Origin of the sequence: Flavobacterium sp. ov086, assembly GCF_900187965.1 — a bacterium.
GTDB lineage: Bacteria > Bacteroidota > Bacteroidia > Flavobacteriales > Flavobacteriaceae > Flavobacterium.
On sequence record NZ_FZNL01000003.1, the window covers coordinates 286428 to 299619 of the forward strand.

The window sequence follows — 13192 nt, forward strand, 5'->3', positions numbered from 1 at the left end:
AATAAGAGATATTTAGGGACTTTCTATGAAAAGATTTGGATTGCTCATTTTCAATTTTAAATCCATATTAAATGCTTTTATTCCGTTTTTATTTTCACTTTATTTAATAGAATTTTAATTACATTTGGCTGCCATTAATTTAATCTATGAAACATACTTTACTCCTCCTTTTTTTAGTACTTGTTACTCCATTATTCGCACAAAAAATAAAACAAGAAATAAATAAAGACAGTATATCCAAATATACTTTAAACGAAAAAATCTTAATCGAAGATAAAAATGGACATCTCATTCAAAATTTGGAACAACAAAAACAATTTTTGAAAATTAGGGAAGAAAAGATGAAAGCAGAAATCCTGGATTTAAAAAAAGTAATTTTAAATTCAAAAGATGGGAATTTGACTTCAAAAACAGCAGCTACTCTTCAAGGAGTGGAAATGTGCACTAACGGAGGTTTTGAGCAATATGAAACTATAAATGGAAGTAGTTATCTTAAGAATTTTCTTTGCACAATAGGTGATCCTCCTGGACCAACGCAATGTCGATCGATCACCAATACTGCCGATTCATACATCAATCGCTATAATCCTAATGATATGGACATTATGGCAACTGGCGTTTCTGCCAATTTGGTTGACCCATACATAGGAGACATTAAAGCATATGATCAATATGCTCTTAAAATTAATTATGAGAACTCCTCTACTTATGGTTCTATTGTTCAGGGCAAAAGGTTTAAAACAAATAATGAAAATTATCTGAAATTTAACTACAAAGCGGTATTACAAAGTGTGTACGACAATAGTCATACTGATAATCAAGCTTTTGTAAAAGCACGGATTTTAGATAAAAATAAGACCGTTGTCAGTGAATTTTGTTTGGTAGGAGATGAAAAAAATTGCATTTTCAGCAAGGTTCCGAGTCAGACTTCTGATTTTGTTACTTTATATACTACCAATTGGCAATCAGGATTATTGGACATTTCATCAATCCCCAATAATGAAGAATTTACCGTTGAATTTATGGCTTCAAGATGTGGATTGGGTGGGCATTTCGGGTATATGTATATTGATGATGTTTGTATCTTACATTCCACAGAAAACTTGCAAGGTTCTATAGAACTTGATCCTTTGAATAAAGTTTGTCCAACTTTACCTATTTCAGTGTGCGGCAGTTATACTATTCCTAATTCTGGAGGAATTTCTGCGTCAGTAAACAAAATTACTTTAAATGTTTACAACAGCAGTAATGTGTCAGTTTATAGTACATCAACTACCTCAAGCTTAGACACAACAAATAAGAAATTTTGTTTTACATTAAAAACCAGCGATTTTCCAAATATTACAAGTGCTAATTATAATGTAGGCGTACAAATAGATTATGACATTTCTGGAACTTCTTGCGCGGGAACCACATTTAATTCTGCCACAGATTCTGACGCAAATCCTGGTTGGGATATTTCTTTTTTGAATTGCTCTTCAAGTTGTACTATTAATGTAACGACTGCCAAAATATCTCAATGTGATGCAAACCATGACGGAAGTGAAAATTTTGATTTGTCTACATTAAATTCTTTAATCGTTCCTTCTACTGCAGGTTTAAATTTTAGTTATTTCAAAAATTACAACGAGGCACAAGCTAACTTGAGTGCGATCACCAATTTTAAAAGTTATCCAAGTTCAAGTGCTTCTATTTTTGTCAGAGTGAGCAAGGATGCAACTTGCTTCAAAATAATTTCTGCCAATTTAGAGGTAAGAAATCCCACAGCAAATATTACAGGTATCCTAAATGTTTGCTCAGGAAGCACTGTATTAACTTCTTCTCCAGGGTCTTCGTATTTATGGAGTACTGGAGGAACTACCCAAAGTATTAAGGTAACTTCATTAGGAACTTATTCTGTTACGGTAACAGATTCTTTTGGATGCACCAGCAATGCAAGTGTTACTATCGAACCAAGCCAAACTGCCGTTTCTCCGGTCTTACAGATTACGCAACCCTCTTGTTTTGCCGACACAGGAACGATAAAAGTAACTTCTGCGGCATCACAATATAGTTTTGATGATGGCGCAACTTGGCAAACAAGCGACACAAAGAATAATTTATACCCCGGAACTTATTTAGTAAAGATAAAGACCGTAAATGGATGTACCTCCTATTCTCAAAGCGTAATTATTACAGCTGCTTCTACTTTGTATCCAAATTACAGTTATACCAATCCTTTATTTTGTGGAGATAAAGGTAGTATTACTATTACAACTCCAGCTGCATACTATAGCTTTGATGATGGTTTAACTTGGGGAAGTAATCCTACTGCTAACAATCTTTCACCAGCAAATTATAAAATCCGTACCAAAGATTTACAAGGTTGTCTTTCGTCGTCAAACAATGTACTCATCAGTAGTAATACACTAGAAACTCCAACTTATACAATCGAATCACCTGCTTGTACTGTAAAAGGAAGTATTACGATCAATACTCTTTCGGATTTTTACACTTTTGATGGAGGAACCACATGGGTTACAAACAATACAATGAGTAATTTAAATGCAGGAAGTTATGTTTTAGGAATTAAAAATGCTTTAGGCTGTACTTCTAATTATACTTATGCCTATTTAAATGATTTTGAAAATTCTTATCCTGAATATACAGCCGAACAACCTGTTTGCGGAACAGATGGCAGTATTACTATAACTACAGTAGGAGATTCGTATAGTTTTGACAATGGAGCAACGTGGACTAGTAATAATGTTAAAATTTTACCTTTCGGAACCTATCAAATAAAAATAAAAAACAAGGCGGGATGTATCAGCGGTGGTAATTATGCTTCTTTATATCAGCCTTACTTGAGTACGCCAATTATTACCCCAGAACAACCGACTTGTGGTACAAACGGAAAAATCACTATTAACTCATTATCTGATTTTTATAGTTTTGACAATGGTGCAACCTGGACAACTCTCAATTCTAAATCACTGCCTCCTGGTTATTATAACATACTTATAAAAAATAGTCTTGGCTGTACCTCTTATCCAAATAGTGTTTATTTAAATAATCCAAATATAGATCTACCTGATTATACTGTTGTTCAACCCACTTGTACAACCTCGGGTAGCATTACAATAAATACAATTGCCAGCTTCTATACTTTTGACGGAGGCTATACTTGGGGAACTTCTCCTACCTTATCAAATCTTACTTCTTATGGATATTACAACATTGCAATAAAAAACAATTTAGGATGTATTTCTAACTCTGCAAGTATTTCAATTAACGACGGAAGGCTTCCTGAACCAGATTATACAGTTACCAATCCAAGTTGTGGAAATATTGGCAATATTACATTCAGCAAAACTGCAGATTATTATAGTATCGATTATGGTGCAACCTGGAGCGCAAGTAATATTTTTAATAATTTAAGCCAGGGATCTTATTATTTAATAGTAAAAAAAGACAATTGCATATCCAATTACATTTCTGTTTATCTGGATAACTCGAAGTTAGCACAGCCCAAATTAACCGTCGTTCAGCCAGCATGCGGGACAAAAGGCAGTATTAAAATTAATACTACCGCAAGCTCTTATAGTCTTGATGGGGTAAATTGGAGTACAAATCCTCTTTTTTCGAATCTTTCAGTAGGATATTATTATCCAGTGATCAAAAATGCTCAAGGTTGTATTTCTAACTCAAACTCGGTATATCTTGAAGAGTTTTATCTTCCAGTTCCCACTTTTAAAGCAGCACAGCCTACTTGTGGAGTTGGAGGAAGTATAACCTTTACTTCAACTGGAGCACAATACAGTATAGATGGAGGTACTACCTGGAGCACTAATCCTGTATTTACTAATCTAAGTCCAAAATATTATTATTTATCAATAAAAGATGCTTCCGGATGCACGTCTAAACCTTACGGTACATCCGCTATCCTACAAGAATATTATTTACCTAATCCGGATTTTACAGTTATACAACCAACCTGTGGTATCAACGGAAGCATTAACATTGCAACAGTTGCAAGTTCTTATAGCTTTGACGGCGGCTATACCTGGACAACTAATCCAGTTCTTTCAGGACTTACCTCTGGCTATTATAACATTATGATAAAAAATGCAGCAGGTTGTAAATCTTATAGTTTATCAATACCAATCAATGCTTTTTATCTTCCCAATCCAAATATAAAAGTAGTACCACCCAGCTGCGGAAATGGAGGAAGCATTACCGTTACAACTCCTGCTGACAGTTATAGTTTTGATGGAGGCACTACTTGGACGACAAATCCAATTTTATTAAATCCTGTAAGTTCGATTTATAATGTCCTTATTAAAAATGCAACAGGTTGTAAATCAAATTCACAATCTCTCTACATAAACAATTATTACCTTCCCTCACCAAATGTATCTAATATTCAACCCACATGTAGTAATCCTAGTGGAACTATAATAGTAAATTCTACCGCAGACCAATATAGTTTTGATGGAGGAATAACCTGGACTACAAATCCTGTAAAGAAAAATTTAGCTGGCGGCTCATACAATGTAGTGATAAAAAACACTCTGGGCTGTACCTCTTATGGCAGTTATACCTATATAAATACTCCTCCTACAATTCCTGCTGCACCCGCTGTAAAGATAGTTCAACCTTCTTCCTGCGGCGCCACTGATGGCAGCATCAACATAACAACATCAGCCATAAGTTATAGTTTTAATGATGGAAACAGTTGGACAACAAGTCCTACGAAAATAAATGTAGGCGCTGGTACCTATATTATTAAAATCAAAACAGATTCATATAGTTGCGAATCATCAACAACTGTTGTTAATTTGAGTTCTGGCACTACAATTGCAGCTCCAACTTTTACTACTACTCAGCCAAATTGCAGCTCATCAAAAGGTTCTATTACCATTACAACAAATGCAGCAACTTATAGCTATGACAACGGATTAACCTACGTATTTTCTAATACAAAAACAGATCTTTCTCCGGGTACTTATTTCATAAAAATTAAAAGTTTAGCCGGTTGTATTTCAGATGCTGCTCCGGTCACGATTTCACCATTATCAGCGCTTTCAGCTCCTGCCTTTACAACAGTTCAACCCAATTGTACCGATTTTACAGGATCAATTTCAATTAATACCGTAGCCGATTTTTATAGTTTTGATAACGGAATCACGTATGGGACATCCAATAAAAAATCTAATCTGTCTGCAGGAACCTATAATTTGATGATTAAATATAATTCGGGTTGTATTTCTCTTGCGGCACCTGTCACTATAGAAGCTGCTCCAGTAATTCCTGACGCTCCACAAGTTGTAGTCAATGACCCAACTGGCTGTGATTCGACTACAGGCAGCATTATGGTTTCTACAGTTGCTAATCTATATAGTTTTGACGATGGTCTTACCTGGAATACTAGTAACACTGCCAGTTTATCTCCCGGAAGTTATTTTATCCGAATAAAATACACAAATGGCTGTGCATCTATTGCGTATAAAGCAACCATCAATGTAGCGCCAAATGCTCCAGTAACTCCAACTTTAAATGTTACTCAACCTACTACTTGCAGCAATCCATTTGGCTCGATTTTAATTACAAGTACAACTGATCAATATAGTTTTGACAATGGTAAAAATTATTCAGCCAATCCTAATTCAGGAAATTTAATAGCCGGAACCTATATGGTTCGTGTTAAAAATAGTAGTGGCTGCGAGTCTGCTCCATTATCTACAACCATTAATCCTCCAACAGATTATCCGAGCAATCCTGTATTTACAACTATCCAGCCCGATTGTAATAATCTTAAAGGCGCTATTACAATTACCGACGCTGCATCACAATATAGTTTCGATAATGGTGCTAGCTGGACTACAATTGCAACGAAATCAAATCTTGACCCAAAAACCTATCTTATTAAGGTAAAAAATAATAACGGCTGTATTTCAAATGCAACCACAGTTACCATCACTCCTTTTACAAATTTTACTCAAAAGCCTTCTTTAGCGAGCCCTCAAACATTTTGTATTCAACAAATTTCGACACTAAATTCAATTATTATCACAGGACAAAGTATAAAATGGTATAACGCAGTAACAGACGGATCTCTTTTACCCAATGCAACTTTGCTTCAAAACAATACAACATATTACGCTTCGCAAACTATAAATGGTTGTGAAAGCGAAAGAATTGCTGTGTCCATAAAAATTCTAGATACTCCTGCTCCTTCTGGCGATGCTAATCAGTCATTTTGTACAGGACAAAATCCAACTTTAGCAAACATTAAAATTACGGGAACTTCAATAAAATGGTATAACGCATTAATCAATGGTTCATTATTAGTAGAAACTACAACCCTCGAAAATGGAAAAACCTATTATGCGTCTCAAACAGAAAATAATTGTGAAGGTTCCAGACTGGGAGTTACAGTATCAATTGTAAATACACCTTCTGCTCCAAGTGTAAATGGTAATCTTTCTTTTTGCAAAAACGATAATCCATCGTTAGCCAGCATTCAAATGTCTGGTCAAAATCTAAAATGGTACGATACTAATTTCTCTGCAGCGGCTTTGCCAAACACAACTATTTTAGAAAACAATAGAACTTATTATACTTCACAGACAATTGGATGTGAAAGTGATAGAACGTCGGTTCTGGTTCGCGTTTATGACACTGCAATGCCGGTAGGTAAAAACAGTCAACAGTTTTGTATTGATAAAATTGCAACAATTGAAGATCTGAATATTTCCGGAACTGCACTTAAATGGTATGATGCACCAGCAAACGGAAACATTTTATCTGAAACCACTTTGCTAGAAAGCAAAATGTATTATGCTACTCAAACAATAAATAACTGCGAAAGCCAAAGATTTGCTGTGACAGTAAAAACACAAGATACCTCTATACCGAATGCTGATTCTCCGCAACAATTCTGTATTCAGAAAAATGCAAGAATTAGGGATATTAAAATAATAGGAGAAAACATTAAGTGGTATGAAACTGCCTCATCTACTATCGGGTTATCTGATATAACTGAACTTGTAGACGGAATCACTTATTATGCATCACAAACTATTAGTAACTGCGAAGGCGACAAAATTCCTGTTACAATAAATATTCTTGGAGCTACGACTACAGAATGTATAAATTTTGTTGATGAACTTCCTTACCCTAAATTCTTTACCCCAAATAATGATGGATATAATGATACATGGACAATTGATTTTGTTTATTTAGCTCCAAATACAGGAATCAGAGTATTTGATCGTTACGGAAAATTTATTAAAGAATTATTTAATAACGGAACCTGGGACGGAAACTATCTTGATCAGGAACAACCTGCCTCTGATTATTGGTTTACAGTAACACGTTTAAATGGAACTGAATATAGAGGGCATTTTAGTTTGAAACGATAAAGATAATTTAGTCCAAAAACTCTATATAGCAGATTTTGATTCTCATAATAAAGATTCAAAATCTGCTTTTTAACATGCAGAGTTTTAGATTGTCTTTTGTAGATATTTAATTACATTTGCCGCTATCCAAATTATTCAAATGAAATACAAATTACTTTTACTTTTTTTTATAATTACCATTCAGTTGTTCTCTCAGAATAAAAACCAATCTATTGGTTTTAAAGAGAATAAAGGTCAAATAATAGATCAAAAAGGAAAATCTAACCAAGCCGTAAAATATCTTTTAAATTCTAATGGCCTGAATGTTCAGCTTAGAAAAAACGGTTTTTCTTATGATGTTTATGAAGTCAAAAAAACTCCTATTGTTCGTTCAAAAGCGACAAAAAGAATTCCTCTTCAGATTCCGGAAAAAGATAAAGAAACAAAACCAGAATATAATTTAGAATATACCTTTCATAGAATAGACATTGACTTTGCAAATTCAAGCTCTAAAGTTGAATTACTCGCAGATCAGAAATCAAAAGACTTTGACAATTACTACAATGTCCCAAATAAACCAGAAGGAATCATTGGTGTTTATCAGTACAAACAAATTACATACAAAAATATCTATCCTAATATTGATGTTGTTTTTTCAATCCCAAATGATCCTCAAAAAACAGTTGAATACAATTTTGTAATTCATCCAAAAGGGAAAATATCTGATATTCAATTAAAATTTAATGGTGCAGAAACTGATTTAGTTGATAACAAAATCCAGATGAATGTTCGTTTTGGAAAAATGGAAGAAACGTTACCAGCAAGTTGGATTGAAGATGGGAATAGTAAAAAAGAGATTGAAGTTGGATATACTAAGATTAAAAAGAATGTTTATGGATTTAGTAGTTTAAGTGGTGTTTCTGGCAAAACTGTTATTATTGATCCTGTGCCTGTTAGATTATGGGGAACTTATTATGGTGATATTCATTTCACTGACGAACCAAATTCTATTAATCTTGATCACTTAGGAAATACAATTTTTACAGGAAGCACTGAGAGTACCACTGGAATTGCAACTAGCGGTTCTTTTCAATCAGTTGCAACAGCATTTCGGCCTGCTTTCATGGTTAAGCTAAATTCAAATGGAGTAAGAATTTGGGGAACTTATTTGGGAAGGGCAGGAATTCAATGTGCTAAAATTAATTCTCTGAATGAAATTTATATTGCAGGATATGCTGAAGACGGATCCCTTTCAACTCCCAATACATACAAAGAAATTGGTGACTTTACTGATGGTCTGTTAATGAAATTTGACAATAATGGCCAAAGAATTTGGGGAACCTATTTTGGAGGAGAAGGTTTTGAACGGATAGATGCTATTTCTCTAGACAGCAATGAAAATATAATAATCGCAGGAGAAACTCATAGTTTTAAAGGAATTGCAACTCCCGATGGATATCAAACTACATTAAGTAATTCCTCTGATTATACAGGATTCTTTGCAAAACTTGACAAAGATGGTAGAAAGCGACTTTATGGAAGTTATTTCCCTTTTGTAATAAAATGCAGTACAATAGACCTAAACGGCAATATAATTCTTGCAGGAAATCAATATTTCAGTGATTTTTATACCTATCCAAATATCTCAACAACCGGAGCTTTTAAAACTTCTCATAATTCTAATGATGGTTTTATAATTAAATTTAATTCAAGTTTTACAAAACTGTGGTGCACCTACTACGGTGGAGATAAAACTGCCATAGACCCATCTGCAAATTCTGATATAATAAGCGGACTTGGAAGTGATAATGCAAATAACATATATATAGTTGGGTCTACAACTAGTTCAAACAATATGTCCACAATCGGAGCATTTAAAACTGCTCAAAATATAGGAGGTCAAGATGCCTTCATTGCAAAATTTAATACGAATGGGGAAAGACAATGGGGAACATATTTTGGAGATGACTCCTCAACATATACTGATTTTGGCACAAACTGTTTTGTTTCGTCGGCAGAAGGGAATGTATACTTAATTGGATATACAGATAGTCCAAAAAATATCTCTACTCCCAATTCTTTCCAAAGCATTATTAAAAATGGACCTGATGGATATATTGCAAAATTTTCGACAGCCGGTGATTTAAATTGGAGTACTTATTATGGTGGAAAAGGAGGAGATTTTTTAGGAAATATTGATGTTTTAGACGGAAAAATTGTCGTTTCAGGGAGAACTGTTTATGATGACTCATCAGATTTAAGTACACCAGGAACGCATAAATCAAATGGCGGAGGATTTATTGATATTTTTGTTGCAGAGTTCCAAGATTGTCAATTGTACACAACTACCACAAGCAACTCCCCAGTCTGTGTTGGTAAAACCTTAGAGCTAAAAGCTTCTGGAGGAACCAATTACTCCTGGACTGGACCAAACGGGTTTACATCTACAGATCAAAATCCAACAATTACAAATGCAGCGGCTATTAACAGTGGTGAATATAGTTGCTCAATTACCGGAACTGGCGATTGTGATGATACCAAAAAAATTACAGTAGTTATTGGCGATGTAGAAAAGCCAATTCCTGATTTGGCAACTCTTCCAACAATAACTGGAGATTGCCATACTACAATAAACACAGCTCCAACTGCGACAGATGCTTGTGCAGGTGCAATTACAGGAACAACTACAAATCCGTTATCTTATAATTTACCTGGAACCTATACAATTGTGTGGAATTACGATGATGGAAATGGAAATACATCAACACAAAATCAAACTGTTACTATTACGAGCCAACCAATTCCTAGTGCTAATACTCCGCAAACTTTCTGTAGTATTCAAAATGCCACTTTAGACAATATTAGTATAACAGGGCAAAATATAAAATGGTACGACGCTGCAACTGCGGGAACATTATTACCAAAAACAACTTTACTTCAAAACGATGTAACGTATTATGCTACACAAACAATTAGCGGTTGTGAAAGTGACAGATTTGCTGTAATCGCAAAAATTGAAAATACTCTTCCTCCAACTGGAGATGCAAATCAGCCTTTTTGTTCCGGATCAAATCCTACTATCGCAGATATTATGGTTACCGGAGATCTTGTAAAATGGTATGATGCTGCGTCAAATGGAACACTTTTGCCAACTACGACAAATCTTCAAGACGGAAAAACATATTATGCTTCTCAAACTGCAAACAGTTGCGAAAGTCAAAGATTTGCTGTAACGGTTTCGGTGAAAAATACTCCTCTTGCTCCTCTTGAACTTAATAGTCGTTCTTTCTGCAAAAATGAAAATGCAACTTTAAACGATATTCAAATTGATGGACAAAATTTAAAATGGTACAGTTCAAACATTGCAGCCAGTACTTTACCGAACACTACTTTGCTGGAAAATAATACTACTTATTACGTTTCGCAAACTACAGGTTGTGAAAGTGAAAGAACTCCAATTTTGGTAAAAGTCAATGACACAAATTTACCAATAGCAAAAGCAGAGCAACCTTTCTGTATTGATCAAAATGCCACAATTGCTGATATTAATATTCAGGGAACAGGAATCATTTGGTACGATGCAGCAACTGCTGGAAACATCTTGACAGAAACAACTTTACTTGAAAACACAACGTATTATGCAACGCAAACTTTAAACAGTTGCGAAAGTAAACGATTTGCTGTGGTTGTAAAAATTCAAGACACTCAAAACCCAATTGCCAACTCTCCTCAAACATTTTGTATTCAAAAAAATGCTAAAATAAGTGACATTGACATTACAGGAGAAAACATTAAATGGTTTGAAAGCATCTCTTCAAATAGTACTTTATCAGAATCAACTTTACTACAAAACGGCATTACTTATTATGCTTCGCAAACAATAAACAATTGCGAAAGTGACAGAATTCCGGTAACGATAAAAGTTCTTGAAGCAACTACTGGTGATTGTATTAATTTTGTTGATGAACTTCCTTTTCCAAAATTCTTCACTCCAAACAATGATACTTATAATGATTACTGGACAATTGATTTTGCTTATTTAGCACCAAATACAGGAATCAAAATATTTGATCGCTACGGAAAATTAATCAAAGAGTTATTTAATAATGGCGTTTGGGACGGAAATTATCTTGGTCAGGAACAACCTGCATCTGATTATTGGTTTACAGTAACGAGATTAAACAGAACTGAATATAGAGGGCATTTTAGTTTGAAGCGATAAAGAATTAATTAACCGCAAAGTTCGCAAAGTTTTAATTTTTCTTTACGTATAGAAAACACAAAGTTCGCAAAGCCAGATTAAAAAAGCTTTGCGAACTTTGTGTTTTTATAAAAATCGCGATCTAAAAATACTTTGCGAACTTTGCGGTTAAAAATTAAAACTGATGTACTTTCTTAGAAATCACTAAAAATGAAATTAAAGAAATTAAAGCAGCAGCTGTCAGGTAAAAACCTACATAATTCAAACCATATGTACTTGCCAGCCAAATTGCAATCATTGGCGCAAATGCTGCACCCAGAATCCCTGCCAAATTAAAAGTCAAAGAAGCACCAGAATAACGAACTGTAGTAGGAAACAACTCAGATAAAAAAGTTCCTAATGGTCCATAAGTAAATCCCATCAAAGACATTCCGATGCATACAAAAGCTGTTACTAAAACAGAATTTCCCGAATTTAGAAAGTACGAAAAGAAAAATCCAAAAACAGCAATAGCTGCTGTCGTAATAATTAATATTTTTCTACGTCCAATTTTATCGGCAACTAAAGCTGAAACAGGAATAAAAAAGGCAAAAAACAATACTGAAAGTAATTGGATCAATAAAGCATCTCTTTTGGTAAAACCCAAATCAGATGTAGCCCAACTAAGTGTAAAAACTGTCATTAAATAAAAAACCAAAAAGGTTGTAACAGCAGACAAAGTCCCAAAAATCAATTGATTTTTATATGATTTTAGCAAGGTAAAAAATGGAATTTTAACCTCTTTTTGTTCTTCTTTCGAATTTTCAAACGCTGGTGTTTCGCTAATTTTTAAACGAATATAAAATCCAACTATTACTAAAAGTGAACTTGCTATAAACGGAATTCTCCAACCATAATCCATAAAAGCCTCACTGCTCATACTATCGGTTAAAATTAAAAAAGTTCCTCCTGAAAGCAATAATCCTATTGGCGCTCCTAATTGCGGAAACATTCCGTACCAAGCACGTTTATGTGGAGGCGCATTTTCAATTGCCAATAAAACAGCTCCGCCCCACTCACCTCCTAAACCGACTCCCTGACCGAAGCGGCACAACATCAATAAAATTGGCGCAACAATTCCGATACTTGCATAACCTGGCAGGAAACCAATTGCAATTGTTGATAATCCCATTGTTAATAACGCTACAACCAAAGTGACTTTACGTCCAATTTTATCTCCATAATGTCCAAAAACAGCAGATCCCAAAGGTCTTGCCAAAAACGCTATCGAAAACGTAGCCAATGATTCCAGCGTAGAAACTGTACTATTAGCACCCGGAAAAAATAGTTGTGGAAAAACCAATACAGCGGCATTGGCATAAATATAGAAATCAAAAAATTCAATTGTGGTACCAATTAAAGAACCAAAAAGAACATGTCGCAAGGAGTTCTCCTTATTCGGATTATTTTTCATGTAGAATAGATATACTTTTTTTCCTTGCAAAAATATAATTTCATTATTAATAATTCATCTTTAAGAGAATTAGTTTCAGAACAACTTCTCTTTTTAACAAATTTACTAAACTATCAATTCTCTAAATTATCTATAAACCAAAAAAAATTAAAAACC

3 protein-coding genes are annotated in these 13192 nt (G+C 34.2%); 2 read left to right on the forward strand and 1 reads right to left on the reverse strand.

The annotated features are described in order from the left end of the window. Positions 1 to 146 precede the first annotated feature (146 nt). The gene (locus CHB81_RS04900; RefSeq protein WP_089350775.1) at positions 147 to 7403 is read left to right on the forward strand and encodes a T9SS type B sorting domain-containing protein; all 7257 of its coding nucleotides are present in this window, start codon (positions 147 to 149) and stop codon (positions 7401 to 7403) included. A gap of 139 nt (positions 7404 to 7542) precedes the next feature. Continuing rightward, positions 7543 to 11604, forward strand: coding sequence for a T9SS type B sorting domain-containing protein (locus tag CHB81_RS04905; protein ID WP_089350776.1), 4062 nt, complete (start codon positions 7543 to 7545; stop codon positions 11602 to 11604). Positions 11605 to 11758: 154 nt separating this feature from the next. Here CHB81_RS04905 and CHB81_RS04910 read toward each other — a convergent pair whose 3' ends face one another. Continuing rightward, the gene (locus CHB81_RS04910) at positions 11759 to 13036 is read right to left on the reverse strand and encodes an MFS transporter (protein WP_089350777.1); all 1278 of its coding nucleotides are present in this window, start codon (positions 13034 to 13036) and stop codon (positions 11759 to 11761) included. Positions 13037 to 13192: the final 156 nt, after the last annotated feature.

What these genes read in the sequence shown, in the direction of transcription:
- CHB81_RS04900 (WP_089350775.1), top strand. Translation starts at nt 147, where the DNA reads ATGAAACATACTTTACTCCTCCTTTTTTTAGTACTTGTTACTCCATTA.
- CHB81_RS04905 (WP_089350776.1), top strand. Translation starts at nt 7,543, where the DNA reads ATGAAATACAAATTACTTTTACTTTTTTTTATAATTACCATTCAGTTG.
- CHB81_RS04910 (WP_089350777.1), bottom strand. Translation starts at nt 13,036, where the DNA reads ATGAAAAATAATCCGAATAAGGAGAACTCCTTGCGACATGTTCTTTTT.